12 protein-coding genes are annotated in these 23,063 nt (G+C 70.2%); 5 read left to right on the forward strand and 7 right to left on the reverse strand.

Annotated elements, in window-relative coordinates; genetic code table 11:
- Window positions 1-60: 60 nt before the first annotated feature.
- The 3 genes from VFZ09_RS07075 to VFZ09_RS07085 all read right to left on the reverse strand — a co-directional run bounded on the left by VFZ09_RS07075 (window position 61) and on the right by VFZ09_RS07085 (window position 4,895).
- Window positions 61-1,398, reverse strand: a complete 1,338-nt coding sequence (locus VFZ09_RS07075; RefSeq protein ID WP_329726717.1) for a hypothetical protein — start codon at window positions 1,396-1,398, stop codon at window positions 61-63.
- On the reverse strand, window positions 1,395-3,539 hold the full coding sequence (locus tag VFZ09_RS07080; protein ID WP_329726718.1) for a hypothetical protein: 2,145 nt from the start codon (window positions 3,537-3,539) through the stop codon (window positions 1,395-1,397). Before VFZ09_RS07080 ends, VFZ09_RS07075 begins: the two co-directional genes overlap by 4 nt.
- A gap of 462 nt (window positions 3,540-4,001) precedes the next feature.
- Window positions 4,002-4,895 carry a tetratricopeptide repeat protein gene (locus VFZ09_RS07085; RefSeq protein WP_329726719.1) on the reverse strand — a complete coding sequence of 298 codons (894 nt, stop codon included), beginning with the start codon at window positions 4,893-4,895 and terminating at the stop codon, window positions 4,002-4,004.
- A 159-nt stretch (window positions 4,896-5,054) separates the two neighbouring features.
- Here VFZ09_RS07085 and VFZ09_RS07090 point away from each other — a divergent pair, with 159 nt between their 5' ends.
- The gene (locus tag VFZ09_RS07090; protein WP_329726720.1) at window positions 5,055-6,638 is read left to right on the forward strand and encodes an ArnT family glycosyltransferase; all 1,584 of its coding nucleotides are present in this window, start codon (window positions 5,055-5,057) and stop codon (window positions 6,636-6,638) included.
- Between the two features lie 83 nt (window positions 6,639-6,721).
- Here the strand turns inward: VFZ09_RS07090 and VFZ09_RS07095 are convergent, their stop codons facing one another.
- Both VFZ09_RS07095 and VFZ09_RS07100 read right to left on the reverse strand, forming a co-directional pair.
- Complete coding sequence (locus VFZ09_RS07095; protein ID WP_329726721.1) at window positions 6,722-9,523, reverse strand: PAS domain S-box protein; 2,802 nt, start codon at window positions 9,521-9,523, stop codon at window positions 6,722-6,724.
- A complete protein-coding gene (locus VFZ09_RS07100; protein ID WP_329726722.1) occupies window positions 9,520-9,663 on the reverse strand; it encodes a hypothetical protein in 144 nt (47 codons plus the stop codon). The genes VFZ09_RS07095 and VFZ09_RS07100 overlap by 4 nt, the downstream gene beginning before the upstream one ends.
- A gap of 317 nt (window positions 9,664-9,980) precedes the next feature.
- Between VFZ09_RS07100 and VFZ09_RS07105 the strand changes: the two genes are divergently transcribed.
- Both VFZ09_RS07105 and VFZ09_RS07110 read left to right on the forward strand, forming a co-directional pair.
- On the forward strand, window positions 9,981-10,238 hold the full coding sequence (locus VFZ09_RS07105) for a hypothetical protein (protein WP_329726723.1): 258 nt from the start codon (window positions 9,981-9,983) through the stop codon (window positions 10,236-10,238).
- A gap of 105 nt (window positions 10,239-10,343) precedes the next feature.
- A complete protein-coding gene (locus tag VFZ09_RS07110) occupies window positions 10,344-13,151 on the forward strand; it encodes a PAS domain-containing protein (RefSeq protein ID WP_329726724.1) in 2,808 nt (935 codons plus the stop codon).
- Between the two features lie 51 nt (window positions 13,152-13,202).
- On the opposite strand, the gene VFZ09_RS07115 is transcribed toward VFZ09_RS07110, so the two are convergent.
- Together VFZ09_RS07115 and VFZ09_RS07120 are read right to left on the reverse strand one after the other, a co-directional pair.
- Window positions 13,203-13,991: a YsnF/AvaK domain-containing protein gene (locus VFZ09_RS07115; RefSeq protein WP_329726725.1), complete on the reverse strand. Its 789-nt coding sequence runs from the start codon at window positions 13,989-13,991 to the stop codon at window positions 13,203-13,205.
- Between the two features lie 203 nt (window positions 13,992-14,194).
- Complete coding sequence (locus VFZ09_RS07120) at window positions 14,195-15,148, reverse strand: hypothetical protein (protein ID WP_329726726.1); 954 nt, start codon at window positions 15,146-15,148, stop codon at window positions 14,195-14,197.
- Window positions 15,149-15,449: 301 nt separating this feature from the next.
- On the opposite strand from VFZ09_RS07120, the gene VFZ09_RS07125 reads away from it, so the two are divergent.
- Both VFZ09_RS07125 and VFZ09_RS07130 read left to right on the forward strand, forming a co-directional pair.
- Complete coding sequence (locus tag VFZ09_RS07125; protein WP_329726727.1) at window positions 15,450-17,732, forward strand: CHAT domain-containing protein; 2,283 nt, start codon at window positions 15,450-15,452, stop codon at window positions 17,730-17,732.
- Entirely contained in the window at window positions 17,729-23,062 is a 5,334-nt protein-coding gene (locus VFZ09_RS07130; protein ID WP_329726728.1) for an ATP-binding protein, read from the forward strand. The genes VFZ09_RS07125 and VFZ09_RS07130 overlap by 4 nt, the downstream gene beginning before the upstream one ends.
- Window position 23,063: the final 1 nt, after the last annotated feature.

A 23,063-nucleotide genomic window follows, 5' to 3' on the forward strand; every position in this document is an offset into this window, starting at 1 on the left:
CCGCGTCGGATCGGTAACACATCACCGGAGCCAGTCGTTCGATGGTTCCTGCTCGGGTCTTCAGGTGCGGTGGCGCTCGGCCTCGCGGTAGAGCTGGGTGAGGGAGCAGTCCAGGAGGGACTGGCGCGAGCGCATGTAATGGCGGGCCCGCGCGAAGGGGAACCAGACGCGGTTGCCCACGCGCACCTGGGCCTCCTCGAGGTTCCTGCGGGGTATCCACTGGCCGCCCAGGTGGCGCACCAGCACCTCGCCCAGGTAGGCGCCGATGGAGGGGACCGCGCGCTCCTCGATGACGTCGCGCGGGTACCGGGTGGGGAAGTCCCGGCGCCAGAAGTGGGAGTCGGCGTCCGTGAGGGACTCGGGCGAGGTGTCGAAGATGGAGGGCACCTGGGTGTGCAGCAGGGCCACGAGGAGCTCGGCGAGGTAGCTGTAGTGCTCCCGGGCGCGCTCGATGTCTTCCACGTCCGGAGGCAGGGCGGACTCCGCGGGGCGCCACTCCTCGGGCTCGGGGGGCCGCCAGGTGTTGAGCTCGGCGATTTTGCGCTGACGCTCGTGACTGGGGACCGCCTCCACCACGCGCGAGAGGAGTGGCGCCAGGTCCGGGGGGAAGTGGGGCTCCACGGGGGCGAGCATGGCGCTGCGCTCACGCAGGGTGCGCAGCAGGGTGGAGAAGTCGAGGTCCGGCCGGAGGTGCGCATGCGCGCGGGCCTGGGCGAGGCGTGCCTCCTGGCTGGCGAAGTCCGCGAGCGTGGGCCACGTCACCAGCAGGACACAGCCGTTGGGCAATTCCTCCACCCGCCAGGCGGGCGTGGACAACATGCGCTCGCGGCCCACGGTTTCCACCAGCTTCGGGCCGAAGACGTTGAGCCAGCACACCTCGTACACCTTGTCGAAGCCGTCCCTGTACGAGGTCTCCTTGTCACGGCCGCATTCAGGAAAGTCCGCCAGTACCAGGTCATCACTGCTGTGGGCGACGGCATGGGAGGCCGGGTAATGGGACGCCCACGCACGCACCATCTCCACGAATTGGCGGCAACGCTCTGCGTCCCAGAAGAAGGAGAGGGGTTTCAGGTTGATCGTGATGTCCAGTCTGGGTGGACGGGGGGGGGGAGTGACCTCCAGCATCATGTCCAACGCGGGCCACTGCGTCCGGTAGAATCCAACCGTGTTGTCTCCTTCACGCTCCTCCTCCAAGGCCTTCCAGAATGCGGCGCGGGCGTACTTGCGTTGCCGCTTGCCTTTGACGACGTCCGGCATCCATCCGTCGGCGCATCCCTCGAGCGCCTGGAGCAGGGGCTCCAACTCGTTTTCCCGTGCCGCCCGTGGAGCGAAGGTGCCTTCGAACTCGAACCAGAGACGGTCCTCTTTCTTCAGTTCGCGAAAATGCAGCACCTTCATTGGAATGACACCTCCACTCCCGGAACCTTCTTGTCGGTGTCTTTCACGGCCTTCGTCAACGCTCTGGTGTCTTCAGGCAAGAGGTCACCCCCTTCGTAGACGAGTCGGACCCGTTGGACTGGCACCTCGCTGCCTCCACGAAGAAGAGGCTGGAGGGCGGTGCGGCGGATGTCCAGTGTCCCGCCGTACTTCTGGAGCGCTTCCCTCGCGTCCCTCACGATTTGCGCCTTCCACTCTCTCGCGTCCAGCAACCAGAAATCACGGCTCTTGAAACTGAAGGTCTCGACGCGAGGGGGCCCCGCGGTGGGCCCACCCTCCTCGATGACGAGCACATCCGCGTAGCGCAGGCCGCTCTCCGGCTTCCAGACTCCCACGGAGCGCAGGATACGCGGTTGGATGAAAGCCCCGAGGAAGCGGCGCTGGGTCCGAGGCAGCGCGGCGTCGGCCTCCAGCAACGCCACCATGAAGCGCTCGAAGGCCAGCCCCCGGGTGAACCATCCCCACATCTGCTCGTAGTGGGCCCAGCGCAGAGGCCCCTGGGTGGCCTTGCCCTGCTGGAGCTCTTCGACACGCCTCTCGTAGTAGGCGACGTACTCCCGCCAACGCGGGTTGCCCTCGGCTCCAGGCGGCGGAGCATGGGGGGAGGGCCGCTGCTTCTCCAGCACTGCCACGTCCCGGGGCAGACGCGGACCCGGGGTTTCCAGTTCCACCAGCGTCAGCCGGGCCTCGACCACCTCCCGTGTGAGGCCCGCCGCCTCGTCCACCAGGGAGGCCAGACCCCCGGCGCGCTCCATGGCACTGGCCTCGAGCGTGGCGCGTGCGGCGCCATCCAATAGGGTGGATGCCTGCCCGGGGCTCGTTCGCGCTGTGTTCCTCGCCTCCGCGGAGCCCGTGGCACCGGGCCGCGCCCGGGACATGAGCGCCTGCGCCCGGGCCACATCTCCCCCGGCCTCGCGCAGCGCCAGCGCGGCGTCCACGCCGCCCACCGCCACGAATTCGCCTGCCTCCCGGCTCGCGCGAATGTCCCGGACCAGCTCCTTCAGGCCATTCACCCCCAGCCTGTCCTCCACCTGCCGCGCGAGCTCCCGCAGGCGCACCTCCACCGCCTGGGGCCCCAGCGTGGCCCGAGCCTGGGACAGGGCACGCAGGCCCTTGCCGCCGGCATACAGGGTGCCCAGCAGCAGGACGGGTGCCAGCTCGCGCGTGGCCTGCTCGTAGTGGCCCTGGGACAGAGAGGACACGCCCTGCCCCGTGCCCGCCACCAGGGAGTAGAAGCCCAGCGGCACTCCGAACGACATGGAGTCGAAGGTGCCCAGCGCCACACTGCCTGGCGACAGGTGCCGCAACGCCAGGGCCCGGTGCACCTCGTGGGCGGCGTGCTGGTAGGGCGGGGGCAGGTGCGCCCACCTCTGCGTCAATTCCAGGTAGCGCCCGCCGTCCACCAGGGAGCTGGTGGTGAGTGCGTCCCGGGCGGCACGGCCCAGGCCCCGCAGCACGTCCCCGGACTGCTCGCCCCGCTCCGGGTAGCGGGAGAGGGGCAAGCCGCGCGCCTCCAACTCCTGGAGCACGGCGGGCATGAGGGCCAGCGTCTGCCCCAACTGCTTGTCCCGGGCCAGCAGCCGCAGCACCGCGTCCACTTCATCGTCGTGGGCCGAGTGCAGCACGTAGAGGGCGAACACCTCGGCGTGAAAGGGGCCATAGCGCTCGGTGGTGCTCACCAGGAAGGCGGCGCGCTTGCGTTGCAACAGGGCAGCGGCGTCCTCACGCACCGGGCCCAGCGCGCCCAGCCGCACCGCGCCCCACTCGTCCAGGGCCTCCACCAGCCGGGGCATGTCCACACGCTGTTGCAGGGCGACGTATTCCGCGGGCGAGGTGCACGAGAGGAAGGGCGCCAGCAGCACTTCGCCGCCGGAGGAGAAGTCGGGCCAACCCGGGGGCACGGCCAGGCCTCCGCAGGTGGCGGGGCCCTGGGAGACAGTCCCCCCGCTGGCCACCCCGTGCACCGCCGCCTCGCCCGCGCTCACGCTCGTGTCCGTGTCCAGCCCCCGGGCGCCGCGGCGCCGGTGCAACCGCTCCGGCCCGCCCGCCTCTTGGGGTGCCAGGGACGGCGGCACCAGAGGCGAGCGCAAGAGAGCGCGCACGCGATGGGGGCTACCCCCGCGGAGGAGGTGCGGTGCCCGCGTGGCGCACCCGGTAGTGAGCAGCACGGTCCCCATCAGCAGCACCACCCAGCGGGGAGCGCTCACCGCCGGACGTGGAGCCTCTCGACACTTGCACACGCGGCACCTCCCTCATGCTCCGCGCGGAGTGGGCATGGAGCGCGGCTCGAAGCAGGGGGCCAGTCTACCCGTGCCCCTGCGCCGCCCACGTGTCGCGCGCGGTCATGGCGGGCCTCCCACTTCCCGGGTCGAGTGCGTGGAGGCCGTCGGGCCACGAACGGGCCGTATGAACATGACCGGCGCAGGTGGCCGTGCCCGCTGTCGAAGCAGCCCCCAGTCGACTTCATTACCGGAGAGACGGCGAGGGTTGAACGACAACCGGGCCGCCTCCAGGACGGTGTGCCCTGGGGACGGCCCGGTGGGTGCGTCAGCGGGCGTGGCGGATTACTGCGCCAGGGCCTGCTGATTGGCGAGGCGCTTGGCGCACTCGGCCTTCATGTCGACGTAGTAGTCCTTGGCCGACAGGGAGATGGCCTTGGTGTACAGGTCCAGCGCCTCCTGGTACTTGCCCGAGGCGTCCAGCAGCACCGCGAGGTTGTAGAGCGCCGCCGGGTTCTGCGGATTGCCCTGCACGTAGGACTCCATCTCGGTGATGGCCTGGGGCACGTTGCCCTTCTCGGCCACCTCGATGATGGGCTTCTGCGCCTTGTCGTCCCCGTCCATGCGGATGTACTTGGTCACGTACGTGGGGGTGATGTCGAAGAGGATGCGGCTCACCAGCGCGCGCGCCGCGTTGCCGAGGGCGGTGTCCTTGTCCTCGCCACGGCCCACCATCTCGTACTCCTCCTCGGCCAGCAGCGCCTTGCCCGAGGCGTTGAAGGCGGTGACGCTCACCACCGTCTTCGCCTCGTAGAACTTCACCTCGCGCTCGGTGGTGTTGCCCTTGCTGTCCGTGTCCTTGACGGTCTCCGTCTTCTTCTCGGCGTCCCAGTCGTTGACGTCGATGCGGATGCCAATCTCATCCTGGCCCTGCGCCGGGCCATTGCCGGTGCTGAGGATCTGCACGGAGCGGCCGGCCACCTTCACGACGATGCCCTCGTCGGAGCGGTCCGCCACCTGGAAATAGCCCGCGGTGCGCGCCTGCCGGGTGAGCTCGTCGATGACGAAGTCCCGGGCGCCCTTGCGGCCCTCGGTCTGCACCACCGTCAGCCGCTTGGAGGAACCCAGGTTGACCCGGGCCGGCTGCAGGACATTGACCTTCAAACTTGGCGCACAGCCCACCGCGAGGGTGGCCGCCAACGCCAGCACGACGTGACGCAGAGAACGGGAAGACAGCATGTCGGGTGATTCCCCCTTTGATGCCCGCTTGGATACGGACGGCGCGAAGGCTACACGCCCGCTTGTCCACCCGACAACCCAGGGGTGGGTGCGAAAGGACCCACACCGAGGGCATGGTTGCTTGGCTTTGGGCCGGGCCTGCGTATTCTGCGCGCCCTCATGCCGTCCGCTTCGTCCGTTCCCGCCGCCCCCCCACGCCCCTCGGGCTCCACTCCCCTCCTCTCCGCGGTGCCCGATGTGGCTCCGGAGCCGAGCACCCGGCTGCTGCTGCTGTTGCTGCTGGCCGCGGCGCTGCTGCCGCGCCTGGTGCTGATGCCCTTCAACGAGAACTACTACGGCGACGCGGTGGCGCGCACGGAGCTGGCCGAGCGCTGGGCGCGCGAGCCGCACCTCATCACCTCGTACGGGGATGGGGCCTACCAGTTCGGGCCGCTGCACCTGTACGTGGTGGGGGCCGCGCTGAAGGTGGTGGAGGACAAGGCGCTGGCGGGCCGGCTGGTGAGCCTGCTCTTCGGGGTGCTGTCGGTGGTGCCGCTCTTCGCGCTCACCCGGCGCCTCTTCGACTGGCGCGCCGGGGTGTGGGCCTGCCTGGCCTTCTCCGTCTGGGGCATGCACCTGCAGATGTCCACCACGGCGGCCAGCGAGGCCCTGTCGCTCTTCTTCATGCTGTGGGTGTTCGCGCTCATCGCCGAGGGGCTGGACGAGAACCGCATGGCGCCCTTCTTCGGGGCGGCCCTGGTGCTCAACCTGGCGTGCGCCGTGCGCTACGACGCGTGGATGTTCATGCCGCTCTTGTCCCTGGCGCTGCTCTTCTGGGGCGAGGACCGGGTGGCGGCCATCACCCGCGCGGTGGGCTTCGGCCTGCTGTGCCTGCCCTTCCCGCTGCTGTGGATGCAGGGCAACGAGATGGCGCATGGCGATCCCTTCTTCCCCATCCACGCGGTGGAGCAGTTCCACGCGGACTGGACGCGCGAGGGCGTGGCCCGCGTGGGCGAGTGGCGCTACCGGCTGGAGAGCCTGGGCTTCTGGCCGGGCGTGGCGCTGCTGACGCTCTCGCCGGGCGTGGCGCTGCTGGGCATGGTGGGCATGTGGCGCTCGTGGAAGGAGCGCCCGGACACGCGCTGGCTGGTGCTGGCCGCGCTGGTGCCCGCCGCGTACTTCACCTTCCGCGCCGTGGTGCTGCTCAACTTCCAGCCGCTGGGCCGCTTCACGGTGACGGAGCTGGCCGTGCTGCTGCCCTTCATCGTCCCCGGCCTCGAGGCGGTGCGCGGCGCCGGGGCCCGCAAGGCCGTGGCCGCCGTGTGCTCGGTGCTGGCGGTGGCCGTGCCCCTGGCCATGGGCCTCTACACCTTCCGCGCCGATGGCCGCTGGCAGGACAGCCTCCGTCCGGTGAGCCCCACCTCCACCAACCCGGTGCCCCTCATGCAGGTGGCCCGCTTCCTCAAGGAGGAGGTGGCTCCCAGGGGCGGCGCGGCCGTGGTGGATCAGGACCCCAGCTACATGGATCTCCAACTCGCCTTCTTCTCCGGCCTGCCGGATGAGCGGCTGGCCCGCGTGCGCTGGGAGACCTTCCGCAAGCACCTGCGCGAGGCCCGGCCGGAGTACCTCGTGCGCTTCGACAACGGCTCGCTGGTGCGCGACCCGGCCGTGAAGCTCGAGGGCCGCACGCTCACGCTCGACGGCGTGGCCTACGAGGAGCAGGACGGCTTCTCCGCGCCCCTGCACGTCTACCGGCGCCGCTGAGGCCTCCCCCGGGGGTCGCGCCGCGGCTGTGCTCCCAGGCGCTGGAGCGCGCGCGGCTGTCCGCCCGGGCCCTCCCGTAGTCCTCAGGCCGGGGGCCGCGAGCGGGGCAGGCGCACCGTGAAGGTGGTGCCGTCCTCGGGTGTGGAGTGCACGTGCACGCTGCCCCCGTGCCCGAGGACGATCTGCCGGGTGATGTAGAGGCCCAGGCCCAGGCTGCCCCTGCCCGAGCCCGCATCCGCTCCCTGCCGGTAGGGCTCGAAGAGCGTGGGCAGCAGCTCGGCGGAGATGGCGGGGCCCTCGTTGTGCACCTCCAGCAGGAGGTGCGAGTCCTCGCCCCGGGTGGACACCCGCACGGGTGTGCCCGGAGGGCTGTGCTGCAGGGCGTTGCCCACCAGGTTGGTGACGACCTGCGCCAGCCGGCCTTCATCCGCTTCGCCCCGGCCCTCGCCGCTGGCCTGGAAGCCGATGCGGCGCCCGGGCCACGCCAGCCGCACCTCGTCCACCACGCGCCGCACGTGCTCGTGGAAGTCCAGGGGCTGGGGGTGGATGGGAATGCCGCCCCCCACGCGCGCCTGGGTGAAGTCGAGCAGGTCTCGAATCATTCCGCTGGCCCGGTCCGCCGCCGAGACGATGCGGTGGGCCGTCCGCGTGGTGCGCTCGTTGCCGGCCTCGCGCTCGAGCAGCGCGGCCGACAGGGCGATGGCGTTGAGGGGGTTGCGCAGGTCGTGGCTGACGATGGCCACCACGTCCTCGCGCACGCGGATGGCCTCCTGCGCCTCCTGGAAGAGCCGCGCGTTGTCGATGGCCACGGCCGCCCGGTCCGCCAGGCCCTTGGCCACCTCCAGGTCCTCGGCGAGGCCGTCGGTGCGGGGCCGCGTCCACGCGAGGTTGATGAGGCCGAGCTTGCGGCCCCGGGCCACCAGGGGCACGAGCGCCACCGCCTTCGGGCCGAGCGCCTCCAGCTGGGCCCGGTGCTCCGCGTTCCGGGAGGCCGCATCCAGCCACGCGGGGGTGAGCTCCGGCACGGCCACGGCCTCGCCGCGCTCCAGGGCCCGGGCCATGGGACTGTCGCCCCCCATCACGGGCGGATAGGGCCGCGAGCGCTGGATGATGGTGTCCATCGCCGGGTCGCGCGCCGCCAGCTCCAGGCGGTGCAGCTGCCCGTCCTCCCCCAGCAGATCCACCATGCAGTAGTCGCACAGGTGCCGCACGGCCAGGGAGGAGAGCTTCTTCAGGGTGGTGGCCAGGTCCAGCGACTGCGACAGCAGGGTGCCCGCCTCGAGGAAGAAGGCCTGGTGGCGCTCGGCGCGCTTGCGCACGGTGATGCCGCGCACCACCCCCGTGAAGAGCCGCCCCTGCGGCAGGAGCGTCTCGCTGACGGAGAGATCCAGGGGGAAGACACTGCCGTCCTTGCGCCGGCCCTGCACCTCGCGCCCGATGCCGATGACCCGGCGCTCGCCGGTGCGCAGGTAGTGCTCCATGTAGCCGTCATGCGCGCTGCGGTAGGGCTCGGGCATGAGGACGCTGACGTTCTGTCCGGTGAGCTCCTCGGGCGTGTAGCCGAACAGGTGCGTGGTGGCCGGGTTGACGTGCTGGATGAGGCCCCGCTCGTCGATGGTGATGATGCCGTCCACCGCCGTCTCCAGGATGGCCTGGAGCCGCTGCGTCGTCTCGCGGAGGACCTGCTCGGCGCGCTTGCGCCGGGAGATGTCGCGGGTGAACTTGGAGAAGCCGCGCAGCACGCCGTGCTCGTCGCGCAGCGCGGTGATGACGATCTCCGCCCAGAAGCGGCTGCCGTCCTTGCGCACGCGCTGCCCCTCCATCCGGCAGTGGCCCTGGGTGACCGCGGCCCGGATGCACCGCTCGGGCAGCCCCGCCTCCCGGTCCTCGGGCGTATGGAAGAGGGCGATGTGCTGGCCGAGCACCTCGCGCTGCGTGTAGCCCTTGATGCGCTCGGCGCCCGTGTTCCAGCTGATGACCCGGCCCTCGGTGTCCAGCAGGAACACGGCGTAGTCCTCCACGCCCTCCACCAGCAGGCGGAAGCGCTCCTCGCTCTCGCGCAGGGCCTGCTCGGCCTGTTTGCGCGCGGTGATGTCCAGGGAGATGCCCCCGAGCGCCGAGGGAAGCCCCTCGCCACCGGGCAGGGGGAACTTCGTGGACAGGTACGTGCGCGGGCCCGTGTCGAACTCCACCACCTCCTCGAACGTGCGCGTCTTGCCCTCCAGCACCTGGGCGTCGTGGGCGCGCAGGGACTCCGCCAGGGCCCGGGGAAAGAGCGCCGCGTCGTCCCGGCCCAATATCTCCTCGAGCGGGCGGCCCACCAGCTGCTGCTGGTAGCGGTTGCCGTAGAGGTAACGGCCCTCGGCGTCCTTGGCGAAGATGGCCACGGGCGCCTGGTCCAGCAGGGCCCGGAGCCGCTCCTCGTCCAGGCGCTGCACGGCGTCGCGCTGGCGCAGGTACTCGGCCAGCCCCTCGGCGATGCCCGTGGTGATGAAGGCCGTCAGTGCCCGCACCTCCCCCAGGGTGACGCGCACGTCCGTCTCCTCCACCAGATCCAGGATGCACTCGCGCAGCACGTGGTACTCGCGCACCAGCGCCTGCACGTCGAAGCCGATGCGCAGCCGCTGGCTTCCATGCTCGCGCGCCACCGGCAGCCACTCCGGAATCGGCGCGGCCCCGGAGGCCGTCTGCTGGCGCAGCACCCGGGCCATCTCCCACAGGTACTCGCCGATGTGGTCCTCCAGCTCCGCCTGCGTCCGGGGCGTGGGCGCGAGCCCCTCGCGCAGGCGCCCCGTCCACCGCTGGATGATGTCCTCGTGCCGGCGCTCCAGCAGATCCGCAAGGGTGGGCGGCGGCGACTCCGAGGCGTGCGGGTCGAAATTCACGGCGCCCCCTCGACGGGTGGCCCCAGGGGCAGCTCCCACGAAGCCGCGGACCGCGCGGGCGCGAGCGTGTCCCCTCCGCCCCGGGGCGAGTCCTCGGAGATGGGCTCGAAGGTGCCGGTACGGGGTGGAGGTGGGCTCATGGGTGAAGTTCTGGTGTCCGGCTCATGCGTGCAACATGCCGGACTCCCAGACAAGCGCATGGAGGCGAAGGGCCGTCATTCAGGGGACATCCGCGGGGACCCGGGAAGAGCGGGCGGCCCCTCGATTTCCCGCCCGCCTGATCGCACACCTCCTCCTGCGGCGGACTGAAAATCTTTCCGCTTCGTGCTTGTAAAGACTTCAGCCCGCCTCTCGACCCTCGGGATAAGTATTGAAGAGGACAGACAGGTGAGTTGGCGCGATTCCTGCTCGATGCGCCAACGGAATGCGTAGACCCGAGAGTCTCTCCAGATACACCGTGGAAGTGAGTCCGAACGCCTGGAGGCAGATCGCCCATCTGCCCCTGGAGACGTACCAGCGCATTCGCGAGGAATTGGACGCGGTGGCGGCCCGCATGAGGCCGGAGACGCCCGCACCGCTGCCCCAGAGGTTCGTCCGGCCCGTCGAGATCCGCTCCATCCTGTTGGAGGACCATATCGCGCTCTATGAGGTGGACCCGTCGCGCAAGCGCCTCACGCTGAGGGAGATCGCGAACCGCTCGAAGCAGGGCGCGTAGGCCGCCAGGCGGGCTCGCTGCCCGGGGCTCGGGGTTCCCGCCGGCGGACATGGCGGGCCAGGCCGACACATCCTTGAAGGTATGGCTGAACACGAGGTCCCAGGCGTGGAGGGTCGGATCCGTCTCTGCGACTTCATCCGGGAGAACACGGCCCGCATCCTGGAGTTATGGGAGCGCGAGGTGCGTCTGCTGCCGGTGCTCCAGGACTTCTCCCGCCCCCGGTTGCTCAACCACCTGCCCGAGTTCCTGGAGCGGGTGGCCGCGGTGGTGGAGACGGTGCACACCGGGGAGGAGAAGACGCTCGGTGGGTTCCCCGAGGAGCATGCGCTCGAGCGGTTGAACGTGGGGCTGGACGTGGAGCAGGTGGCCCAGGAGTACGCGCTGCTGCGGGCCTGCGTCCTCGAGCTCTACGCGGGGCACCTCGGGGCGATGGGGGCATGGGCCTCGGGCGTGATGATGCACGAGGTGGTGTACTTCAACCGGACGTTCGACGAGGCGGTGACCACCTCCGTCTCGCGCTATGCGCGGGCGCGCACGCGGACGCTGGTGGCGTTGGATCGGCTGTCCGAGGCGGCGCTGGGCACGGAGGACCTGGACACCTTCCTGCCGAGGCTGCTGCGCGTCATCCTGGAGACGACCGAGCCGGTGGACACCGTCACGCTGCTGCTGCGCGAGGGGGACGTGCTCCGGGTGCGCGCCTCGGTGGGGCTGGAGGAGCTGGTGACGTCCGGCTTCAGCCTGCGGGTGGGTGAGGGCTTCTCCGGGACGATCGCCGCCGAGCGGCGCCCGCGGGAGGTGCGCTCGGCGTCGACGGACCCGCTGGTGAGGAGCCAGGTGCCGCGGGACCATGGGCTTCGCGCCCTCTATGGCGTGCCCCTGTTGCAGGGCGGCGAGGTGCTGGGCGTGGCGCACATGGGCAGCCGCACGGCCTTCGAGTTCTCCCACGAGGACAAGCTGCTCTTCCGGGCCATGGTGACGCGGGCCACGGGCCTGCTCGTCCAGGCCCGGCTCGTCGCCCGCGAACGCGCGGCGCGCGAGGAGGCGGAGGAGCGCAAGCAGTTGCTGCGCATGGTCATCGAGCAGAGCGGGGACGCCATCATCATGGCGGACGAGCGGGGTGAGGTGCGCATCTTCAACGCCGAGGCCGAGCGGCTGCATGGGGTGGGCCGCGAGGAGGTGACGGCGCTCGAGGGGCCGCTGGCCTCCAGCCTGCTCACCGTGGAGGGCCGTCCCATGTCGCGGGAGGAGGCGCCCCTGTTCCGGGCCCTGAGGGGAGTGCCGGTGATGGGCGCCCACTGGGTGGTGCGCCGGCCGGACGGCTCGGTGCGCACGCTCTGCGGCAGCGCCCTGCCCATCCGCCGGCCGGATGGCTCGCTGGCCGGGGCGGTGCTCTCCGCCCGCGACGAGACGGAGCGGCTGCTGCGCGAGGTGGGCAACGCCGAGGCGCTGGCCCTGCTCGACACGGTGCTGGCCACCGCTCCCGTGGGCCTGTCCTTCGTGGACCGGGACCTGCGGTATGTCCGCATCAACCACGCGCTCGCCGCCATCAATGGCGTCCCGGTGGGGAGCACGCTGGGGCGCACCGTGCACGAGGTGCTCCCGGAGCTGGCGCCCTCCGTGGAGCCGCTCTACCGGCACGTGCTCGACACCGGGGAGCCGCTGTTGGAGCTCGAGGTGACGGGCACCACGCCGGGCCTCGCGGGGAGCCAGGGCCACTGGCTGGTGAGCTACTACCCCGTGTGGAACCGCCGGGGCCAGGTCTTCATGGTGGGCTCGGTGGTGGTGGACATCACCGAGCGCAAGCGGGCCGAGGAGCGGATGGCGCAGCTGGACGCGCTGGTGGCCGCCGCGCCCGTGGGCCTGGCGCTGCTCGACACGGAGCTGCGCTATGTGCACCTCAACGAGGCGCTGGCCCGGGCCAACGGCCTGTCCGTGAAGGAGCACGTGGGGCGGTCGGTGACCGAGCTGCTGCCGGAGTACGCTCCCCAGGTGGAGCCGATGCTGCGGCGGGTGCTGGAGACGGGCGAGCCGGTGCGAGGGCTCGAGAGCCGGGGCATGGCGGCGAATGATCCGGGAATCGTCCATCACTGGGTGTCGGACTACTTCCCGGTGCGTGCGCCGGATGGGCGGGTGATGGGACTGGGCGCGGTGGTGGTGGACGTCACCGAGGCCCGGCGCAAGGAGGAGGAGCTGCACCGGGCGGCGGAGTTCCGCGAGCGCTTCCTGGGCATCGTCTCGCATGACCTGCGCAACCCGCTCAACGCCATCCTCCTGAGCGCCAATGCGTTGATGCGCTCGGATTGCGTGGTGAAGCAGCACCTGAAGGCCGTGCGCCGCATCACCACCAGTACCGAGCGCATGGTGCGGATGATCAGCGAGCTGCTCGACTTCACGCGGGGGCGGTTGGGGGGAGGCATCCCCATCACGCCGAGGCCGGCCAACCTCCGCCACCTCTGCCGGCACGTGCTGGAGGAGCTGGAGGCCGTCCACCTGGATCGCGAGCTGCGGCTGCGCGCGCAGGGAGACTTCCAGGGCGCGTGGGACCCGGATCGGCTGGCGCAGCTGTTGGGCAACCTGGGCAAGAACGCGCTGGACTACAGCCCGGCGGACACACCGGTGGACTTCTCGCTGCACGACGAGGGCGGCACGTTGCGCGTGGAGGTGCACAACGCGGGGCCGCCCATCCCCCGGGAGCTGCTGGCGGGCATCTTCGAGCCCTTCCGGCGCGCGGTGAGGGGAGATGCCCACCCGACCTCGGGGCTGGGACTGGGCCTGTTCATCGTGCGGGAGATCGCCCGGGCTCACGGGGGCTCCGTGGAGGTACGCTCCAGCGAGAACGATGGCACCACCTTCACCGTGCGGTTGCCGCGCCATGGCCAGCGAGCACGGGAATCCGCCGGGGCCGTGCACTGAAATCCACTCCCTCTCCCCCCGGAAGAGGGGAGAGGGGAAATGGCCGCGGACTTAGCGGCGCAGGAGCGGATCGTCGTCGGGGGTGAGGTTCAGCGAGCGCTTGCTGTGGAGATCCTCATCGGGCGTGCTGATCTCCACCTCCTCGCGGCGGACCGACTCGGCCACGCGGCGCTCCTCCTCGATGGCGTCCTTGTGGATGACCACCTCTTCATCCACCACCGCGCGCTTGTGGACGTCCACTTCCTCGGCGCGCAGGGGTACCACCACCGTCTCCTCCTTGAAGGAGGCGTTCATGGCGGGCCGGTCCGGATTGACGTCGCGGCGCTCCACGCGGACGCGCTCGCGGCGGACGGGCACCTCCACCGTCTTCACCTCTTCCACCACGTCCTTGTGGACGCGGACCTCACCGGCCGAGACGTCGCGCTTGGTGACCTCCAGCTCCTCCTTGTGTACCGGGATGGCCACCTCCTCGGTGCGGCGAGCCTCCCACGAGCGATCCTTGATGCCCGCGTCCGCCCTCAGGCTCGTGTCCGAGGCCAGGCCGGTCGTGCCGAGACCCGCGTTCGTGCCGAGACCCGCGCTCGTGCCGAGGCCGGTGCTGGCCGTGCCGTACTTGTCCGTGCCCGACAGGCTCCGGAGACTGTCCTTGCCGTGCATGAGGATGATCTCCCCGTCCCGGATGTCACTGATGTCCGCGTATCGGACTAGGTAGTCCTTCGGGAAGAAGAGGCCCTTCTCGATATGGAACGCGTCATCGCCGAGAGAGAAGACCCTGCCGAGCTTCTCGCCGTCGATGCTGCGAACCGTCATGCCTTCCCTCAACTGCGTGCGCTGGAACATGGCTGCCTCCTGGTGAGTGGTTCCAGGCCTCACGATGGGGGTTGCTGGCGGGAGCGGCACAGCGCGTCAACACGGACGCCCGGCCGCATTGCTGTCCAGGCTTCGTGCAGGAACCCGGGCCTCTCCCGGTATCCCGCTTGCGAACGGGCCCGGCACCTGGGGAGGTACCGGACCCGCGGACGGCAGGGACTTGCGCGGAACGCCTACGGATACACCTCGCGGCGCGGAGGCGGCAGTCCACCCTCGGGCGGAGTCGTCACCACCACGCCCTCGGAGGCGATGCGCTGGCGCTTGTTCACGCCCACGGTGCCTCCGAGGATGGCGGAGATGAGCCCCAGGAAGAGCGCGCCGAAGACGCCCCAGAAGGCCTTGCCCGTGACGTCCGCCGCCTGGAGCGCGCCCGTCTCGACCTGCTGCACCGCCTGTCCCGCCTTGCCCTGAGCGGCGTTGAACTGGGCCTCGACACGGTTCGCCACGTCCTCGGCGTCCGCGCGCGAGAGGGCCGTCTTCTCCGCGATGGAGCTCACCAGCACCTGCCGGTCGAGCCGTCCCTGCTGCACCGCCGTCCGCACCACGTCCTTCGTCGCGGCCTCGAGCTGCGCCGCCGTCACCTCCGGCTTGCCCTGTGCGCGCAGGCGCTCGTTGACGGGGCGCAGGGCATCATTGGCATCCAACCCGAAGCTCTTCGCCACCTGGCCCAGGCTCCCGGACTGCGAGGCTCCCGCGGAGACCGCCGCGCCCGTTGCCTGCGCGGCCGACTTGCCGACCGAGAACAGCCCGCCCGCCAGGGCGGAGACCAGGTTGCCGAGCAGCCACAGTCCCACCAGCGTGGTGAGCCCCCACATCACGAGCCCGTGGATGCCACCGCTCGACTTCGTCTGCACGCCCGCGCACCGGCCGGCCACGATGCCGCCCACGAAGAGGGCGATGAGCGGGGAGACGAGGCCCCAGATGCCCGTGAAGATGCCGGAGGACTTCGCGCTGCCCACGTCCTGCGGGTTGATGGTGGACAACCCCAGGGCCAGGCCGAAGGCGTAGAGCAGGATCCACAGCCCGAGCGCCGTCACCACACCCGCGAAGATGGAGCCCCAGCTCACCTTCACCGGAGGTCCCGCGAGGAATCCAACGCCTGCTCTCTGCTGCGTCGCCGTTGCCATGCTCCACCTCTCTGAAGGAAGGGAGGAGTCCCTTCACCTTGGAAAAGTGGACACCCTGGCTCGACGGGGGAGCGGGCCCGTGCGGAGGACCTGCCCATCCTCCCTGGCTCGGTGGCCGAGCGGGGACCGAGTGGAGGGGTCATGGGTCCATCACGAATCGGCGCCATGGGCTCTGCCGCTTTTGACCCCGCGTCCCCGCTCGCCTTCCGCACCCGGTGAGCGGGGCCTGGGGAGGCTGCGAGCGTACGGGCGTTACAGGGCTCGCGCTCATGCGGGAAAGGGGATGTCCTGGATGCGGACCGTGATTTCGGTCAAGGCGGCGGAGGCGGGGTGGACGGTGGAGATCGAGGGGCTCGAGGCGCGGCGGATCCGCCGCTCGCCGCAAGGGTTTCCCCTGCCACCCGAGCAGGAGGTAGCGGACGAGCGGGAGGGGGGCGTCCGCTGCCTCCAGGCGTCGCCCGAGGAGATCCGCGAGGTCTACGCGCGCATCGTCGGGCGGAGCCCCGCGGACGGGGACATGGACGCGTTCGGACGCTACCTCTTCGATACCCTGCTCGGGGAGGCGCACTGGAACCAGCTCGTGGCGCGTGCCGGGGATGGGGCGCTCGAGCTTCTGCTCCGCTGGGAAGCGGATGCCTGGTCATTGGCGGGATTGCCCTGGGAGATGATGCGGGGGCCGGAGGGCTTCCTGGCCGCGCATCGCGACCCACGGGTCTCGTTCGTGCGGCTCGCCCCGACAGGCGCCGAGGGACCGAGGGCGCCCTCCGCCATCCCCTTCCGGGTGTTGTTCGTCATCAACATCAACTCGCAGCAGCCGCGCTCCCCCACGGGGGGCAGGCACCTGAAGCCTGGCGCCGAGTACCTGGCGGTGCTCAGCGAGCTGCGCCGGGTCGTCGAGGTGACGCTGAACAGCCGCATCCTCCTGGATGCCACGCCGGAGATGCTGGAGCGAGCGGTCGAGGAGTTCCAGCCCACCATCGTCCACTTCATCTGCCATGGCGAGTGGAAGGGCCTCCACCTGCGTTCGGATGGCACCAGCGAGGGCAGCAGATACGCGGGAGTCGAGCGGTGCGATGCGCGGAGGCTCATCGACATCTTCCGGAAGAAGAGCCAGCAACTCCCCAGCATCGTGCTCCTCAACGCGTGTGATTCGTCGGGGATGCCCATCTCCTCCCGGGCTCCGGAGCCACGGCCTCCCGAGCTTCCCCTGGCGGTGCAGCTCGCCCAGTTGGGCATTCCCATGGTCATCGGCATGGCGGGGCGGATCGCCGACCATGCGTGCCGTCTCTTCAGCCTCCACTTCTATGGTGCGTTCCTCCGGGAGTTCGAGCAGGAGTCCGAGCAGGAGAAGGCGGTCTGGTTGGACGCGTCCCGGGCCGTGGCGGAGGGCCGGCGGGCCGCGCTCGTCCACTTCGAGGGTTATTCGAGCCGGAGTGACTGGTGTTTCCCCCACCTGGTCGTCCGGGAGGATTCGCCGCCGGTGGTGGAGATCTCGGACGCGGCGAAGCTCTACCAGCTTCAGCAGAAGGTCCGGACCCTCAAGACGAACAATCCGTTCTGTGACCGGCTCGGAGCCCGGCGGAAGTTCGAGCAGTGGCTGGACTCCGGTGCGTGGCGGAAGACCCTTTTCGCCATCCTGGGTCCCGTGGAGTCCGATTCACTGGTCATCCACAAGAAGGACCAGTTCGGGTTGACCTCCCTGCTCGAGGAGTTCGCCGTCCTCGCGCTCTACTCCGGCTTCCTCCCGTGTGTGCCCACCATCAAGCGGATCAAACGGGCTCGCGCGGCCAACAAGGACGCTGTCTTCTTGCGCAAGCAACGGGAGGCCGAGGAGCCTCCTGCCTCCATCTGGGGGCTCGCCCAGGAGCTCAGCCAGAGCATCCTGGATGTGCGCGCCGAGTTCGATCTCGAGTCCAAGGAGCCCCTGGAGTTCGATCTCCTGCAGGCGCGCCGGGAAGATCCCCTCGCGCCGCTGCATCCGGAGGTCGAGCGGAGGCTCAGGACGGCGCGCAAGGTGAGTGATCCCCGGGTGGTGAGGGCCGCGCTCGCCGAGGACCTGGCGCGGCTCTCCCAAGACGCCATGAAGCCCAAGGAGAACAAGGACGAGATGGTGTTCAAGGGCGTGATGGTGTTCCTGGATGAGATCCATCAGTTCGGGCCCGACATCTCCGATCTCCGGACCCTGCTGACGTCCTACGGTCTGGGCTCGGCGAAGTTCCCGGTCCCGGTCGTCTTCACCACGCACCGGGCCGCGCGCTCCGGGTTGTCGGACGAGTCGCTCAAGAAGCTGTACGAGCGGCTGAACGTGGAGAGCCACAAGCTCGGTCCGTTCTCCGAGGACCAGGGGCTCGTGCCCTATGAGCAGTTCCTGTTGTTCAAGAAGCTGGTCTTCAAGCCCGAGATCGACGCGGAGATGGCCAATTTCGCCTTGGATCAGATGCACCTCAAGGTGATGGGCATCCCCTCGCGCCTCTACTCCGATGAGGTCGAGGCGGTGGTCCGCACGGCGGTGAATCGCAAGCTGCTCGAGCCCGCGGATGATGAGCGGATCTGGATGGCCGAGCGGGAGGAGGGCCGGTCGTGATCCAATCCGACATGCGCGAGGCGTTCTTGCGTGGGCAGCAGGAGCAACTGGCCAGCATCCGGAACACGCGCAAGGCGTGGCTGGAGAGCCTTGCGAAGGACGCCATCGAGTGGCTCCTGGTCGTCCCCTCGTGGACGGTGGAGCTGGCGAGGGCCTGTGGCTTTCCCTCGGGGCTCCAGGATGTGGGGGAGCTGCTGCGGGAGATGCGCGACAGGGGCTTGTGCGAATCCAGACCCGCGGAAGATCCCGAGGGCGAGTTGTTCTGGATGCCCGAGTCGGTGAGGGCCGAGCAGCTCGAGCGCCTGGGGGTGGTGGAGCGCCGCTTCCGTCCGGCGATCGTCGCGGCGGGGCGGGCGATCGATGCACAGGCCCGCGACGGGGGACGTGTCCCGAGCGCGGTGCGCCGCTGGGCCGCGCTGGCCTCGAAGGCGACGAGTGTGAAGGCGCTCGAGGCGGCGCTGAATGGTCATCTGGAGATACTGCTCCCGAGGCCGGTCCCCGCCGCGGGCACTCCCTGGCGGGAGACGACGGATGAGGCGCTCGGGGAGGCGCTGAGATGGGTGGAGGCCGCCAGGCGCCTGGAGCCCTTCTTCGGCCTGGAGGGGGTCGCCGCCATCGCGAAGGCCTGGCGGTGGCTCGAGTTGATCCACCTGCGCGCCACGGACATGCAGCACCTGCACGACTTCGTCGCCCGCGAGGAGCAACTCCGTGCCTTCGATCGCCTGCTGGAGGGAGAGGACGGGTGCTGGGCGCTGCACTACATCGGCCAGGCCGGAGTGGGAAAGACCATGCTGGCCCGCCACATCGTCACCCGCCTGGTTCCCGAGCGCGGAGGATGCGCGGCCCGGATCGACTTCGATCGCCTGGCCCCGGACTATCCCTCGCGGGCCCCGTGGTTGCTGGTGGAGAGACTCGCCGAGCAGCTCCGCCTGCAGGATCGGACGGGGCTGGGCAACCGCCTGTTCAAGGAGCTGGACAACAACATCCTCCGCCTCCGGGAGCGCGTGATACGCAAGGACTGGAGCATCGAGGTGTCGGATGCGGTCCTGACGCAGCAGCTCGCGTACCCCTTCGCCGCCGCGCTGGCGCAACTGCCCCAGCCCACCGTGCTGGTGCTCGACACGTGCGAGGAGCTCGTCCGGGTGGGGGGATGGTTGTCCGAGAAGCTTCGCGTCACCTTCCTCCTGCTCGAGCAGATGCATGCGTGTCACCCCGGGCTGCGAGTCGTCTTCTGTGGCCGGCGTGGACTCGCCTCGGCGGGGGCGGGCTGGTGGGCGAAGAGCTCGCTCCCGGAGTTCCCCCCGCGCCCGTACCTGCGGCTCCATGAGATCCGCGGCTTCACCCACCCGGAGGCCAGGACCTTCTTCGGACTCGCCTTCGAGCACTCCGGGAGGACGGATGCGGTCCAGGCGCGGGCGCTGCTGCCGCCCATCCTGGAGCAGAGCCGGGAGGAGGGCCGTCTCCTGAAGCACGGCTGGGTGGGGGGCCGCTCCTCGCGCTTCATCTGGGCGGATCCCTCCGAGGCGCCTCGCGTGGACGTCGAGCGTTTCAACCCCTACAGGCTCGGGCTCTATGTGAACTGGGTGCTTCGCTCGCCCCAGCTCACCCCCGAGGAGATCCGGGCGGAGAAACAGGTCAAGTACGTCCAGTTCCGCATCCTCGAGCGCATCGGCCACGAGGGGCTCGAGTCGCTGCTGCCCACCCTCTCGCTGTTGGGCTGTTTCGATCGGGAGCTGTTGGCCTCGACGTGGAAGGAGGGGAGCGAGGCGGAGTTCGAGGAGGCGTTCGAGGAGCTGCTGCGGCAGGAGTGGTTGGATGGGGATGGGCAGATCTACGAGGTGGAGCCGGTGCTGCGCGAGGAACTCTCGCGCTGTCTGCGTCAGTCGCGGGAGAAGGCATGGATCGCCGCCTGGAACCGGGTGGTGGAACACCTCGAGGCCTTCACGACGAGCGCGCCCCTCGAGCAGCTCCAGACGTTCCATGTCCACATCCTCGTCCGTCTGTTGTTGCACCCGGACCGGCCCCGGGCGCGGGACCATTCCCGGCGTGTGCTGGGGTGGTGGCAGGCCATGGAGCGGCGGGTGGCGGAGTTGGGGGAGTTCGACCGGGGACGGGAGCTCTGCGAGCGCCTGCTGGCCAAGCATGGGCCGCTCGCCCCGGAGCACTCGCCGGAGCGCGCCATGGAGCCGCTGGAGGAGGAGCTGCGGACCGCGGTGCTCGCCACGTACGCGGCGGCCCTGGCCCAGGGCTGGCGCAATGCCGAGAGCGTCTGGGATGAGGTCTGGAAGCTCGCCCGGGGCAACAGGCGGCTGAAGTTCCGTGCCACCGCCGGGTTGCTGGTGGCCACTCGCTTCCGCAAGCGCCCGCTCCGGGTGGAGCAGATCGACGAGCTCTGGGAACTGGTGGACGAGAGCTACAAACCCAAGGGCAAACCCCTCCAGTGGGATCCCTCGCTCCGGGATGAGCAACAGCTGGCGTCCTATGTGGCCGCCATCGAGGCCGTGCTGGAGCGCGCGGAGGACACCCGGCAGGTGCGTCTCGCCGGGACGACGCGGCAATTCGACCAGCTCCGCAAGCTCCTGGACGCCGCCGGGGCCTCGCGCGAGCTCCGGGCCTTCGCCCTCGTGCTGTGTGGGCGCAACGCGAGGCTGCGGGGCGAGCCCCACATGGACGGCAAGATGAAGGAGTGGTTCTCCGAGGCGCTGAAGCTCGTCGGGCCCGGGCCCACGCCCCGGCGCTGGCTGGATTGGCGTTCCCCCGAGGACCTGGGTGCACGCATCCGGCTGGAGTACATCCGGGCGATGTATCCGGTCCATGCTTCCGCCCGGGAGGTGCTCGCGCACCTGGGCTGGAAGGATCGGGGCTCCTCGGCCACGGTGTTCCTGCCGGGCGCGAGCAACATCGATCAGGACCGGTTCAATGCCGCCCTGCTCATGCTGGCGGGACGGGTGGAGGCGGACGTGCTCGAGGAGTTGGACTTCCTCGACCCGGCGCCGGTGGACCTGCCGGTGGAGTGCAATGCCCACCGGGCCTTTTCGCCGGCCCTGGTGGTGCTCGCCGAGCTCATGGCGATGCAGGGACAGGTGGAGGAAGCCCAGGACTGCTTCTCCGCGCAGGCCCGTGGCAGCGAGCGCCGCGCCATGTTCGAGCTGGGAGCGGAGAGCGCGGACCACGCCTCGCTGCGCGTGGCCCGGCGGATGCGGAACTTCGGGGAGCTGTCCTCCACCTTCTACGAGCGGCTCCTGCGCAACCCCCCGGCGGAGCTCCCGCCGGAGCGTCTGCTCCTCATGGCGTCGATCCATGGGCAGATGAGGCCGGACTACGTCGAGAGGCTCTTCGGAACGGGGCAGCTCAGGCCTCCGAAGGGAGAAGCGGGCGTGCGCTGGCGCCATGCTTGCTGGCGCTCCGCGCCCGTCCTGGACGAGACCTCGGCGGAGTTGCTGCTGGAATGGGCCTCGAAGCAACTGCTCGCGCCCCTGGGGAGCCTGGAGCGGCTCGACTTCTGGGCCTGCTGCTGCCTGCTGGATGCGGTGGAGGCGGGCCTCCTGGCGGAGCGCTGGTCCCGGACGCGCGACTTCCGTGAGCCGGACCGTCTGCTGTCCCTCGTGGACACGTGGTGCCAGGACCGGCCCGGGCACCCGGAGGAGCTCGTGCGGCTCGGCCTGCGGCTGTGGGTGCTGCGGGAGGAGGCATCCGCGGAGGAGCCGCTGCCCGAGGTGCTGCGCTGGGGTGTGGAGCGGCTCGGGGGGCGCAGGTTCGCGGAGCTGGCGCGGGAGGAGGGGGAGCTGCTCGCGCTGAGGCTGCCCAGGCAGGGCGCGCTGCTGCTCGCGCTGTCCCGTTCCCAGTTCCTGCGCGTGGGCGACACCGTCGGGGCGTTCATCGCCGGGGCCTGCGAGGTTCTCGCCCGCAACCATTTCGCGCCGGACTCGTTGCCCGGCATGCTGGAGGCGCTGTCGCGGGACTACGGGAAGATGGTGGAGAAGGGCCTTCCGCTCCCCGCGTGGCAACGGCTCCAGGAGGCGGCCGCACGGGGCGCCCCGCATGAGCTCATCGACACCCACCTCATGCACACGGGGTGGAAGCCCTGGTTGCTGAGGCTCATGCTCTGCATGGCCCGGAGCGCGGCGCTCCTCGAGGGGAACACCCAGCGGCTGGAGCGGTTGTTCCAGGAGAGCTCGCGGCGATATGGCGGCTACTTCCCGTCGGGGCGCCTGCAGATGTCGACGGAGCTCGAGGCGCTGTGGGCGTTGGCGCGCGGTGGCGTGGAGCGGGAGAGGCGGTGGGGTGAAGGGGAGTCTCCCTCGTCCTCCACGTGCTTGATGGTGCAGCGGGTGCTCGCCGAGCCCACCATGCCCCTCGAGAAGGGCGTGCTGCTCGGGCCGGCGCTACGCGTCGAGGTCTCCCTGGAGTCCTCCCCGCGTGAGCGGGTGTGCACGTTCGACGTCGATCCGCGCGTGTCCTACGAGGAGGTGCGGAGGATGCTGCCCCGTTGGCTGCGGGAGGTGGCGTGCTCTCCGGCCCGGGAAGGCGTCACGCTCCGGGTCACTCCGGAGGCCGCCGAGCCCTGCTGGGAATACATCCTGGGCGTGGAGCATGGGGCGGAGGAGGGGCGCCAGTTCCCGCGGTTCCGCCGGGTCGTGGCGGATGGCCTGCGGGCGGGCGCGCTCCGCGAGGAGCCCCTCCAGTGCGCGCAGCCCTTGTGCGCGGGTCCCCTCCAGCTCTCCCTCGCGCAGCAGGCGTGGGCCTCCTGGGGAGGCTGTACCCGGTTCCCGGACGCGAGCGACAGTGTCCAGTCGAACTGGTGCGTGGACGTGGTGCACCTCATCACGTCGGCGGTTCCCACCTCCCGCGGTGTCCGGCTCCAACTGGTGGGCGAGGAGTATTACGAACAGCAGAGCCGGAGCCGGGAGGAACTGATCGCGGGGAGTGATCTGCTGCGCAACTACCCCAACCTCCGGATGGTCATCCTGCAGGGAGTCCCCCTGGTCTCGAGCCAGTGGCTGGCCTCCGAGCGGTTGCAGGCGGGCCTCTTGCGCTGGTTCGCGGCCAGGCTGGCCCAATCCGGAGAGCTGACGGCGGTGGTGGTGCTTCCGTGCCTCCCGCTCGACATCTCGGCGCTGGTGCTGAAGGAGCTCACGCCCCGGTTGAACGAGCAGGATTGGCCGGGTCTGCTGGACGGCCTCATGCCGGAGCTCCGCTCGCTCGTCCGGGAGCACATCCCCCTGATGACGCCACGGGAAAGGACGGAGGCCGCGATGGACCTCTGCCTGTACCTCCCACCGGAGCTGGTGCGGGATGGCACGGAGCCACTCCTCCAGACAGGAGGGTAGC

The organism is Archangium sp., assembly GCF_036277355.1.
GTDB lineage: Bacteria > Myxococcota > Myxococcia > Myxococcales > Myxococcaceae > Archangium.